The sequence below is a fragment of the Rhodoferax sp. UBA5149 genome (assembly GCF_002413825.1).
Lineage (GTDB): Bacteria > Pseudomonadota > Gammaproteobacteria > Burkholderiales > Burkholderiaceae_C > Rhodoferax.
Map to the genome: position 1 here is coordinate 12,441 of NZ_DHXT01000235.1, position 223 is coordinate 12,663.

At 63.7% G+C, this 223-nt stretch carries 1 pseudogene; it reads right to left on the reverse strand.

Annotated features, from left to right (window positions below):
- Positions 1-187, reverse strand: a pseudogene (locus tag B3V69_RS20565) (cytochrome B); the annotation flags it as partial.
- Positions 188-223: the final 36 nt, after the last annotated feature.

A 223-nucleotide genomic window follows, 5' to 3' on the forward strand; every position in this document is an offset into this window, starting at 1 on the left:
CGGCATGTGAAGCGTATTTTGCATTTTCCACGGCGGCGGAACTGCCTGGCTCAGTCGTGCCCTTTGGCGCACTTTGCCATTGCAGCGACCAGAAGCCCAGCACACCCACCAGGAGGATGAGTGCCAGTGGCCGCCAGGGCCGGCGGATGCCTTCATCCGCAGCGCCTTCCTTCTTGCCGGTCAGCATGGAACGCACCAGGTTCTCGCGGTGCAGCCAGCTGGC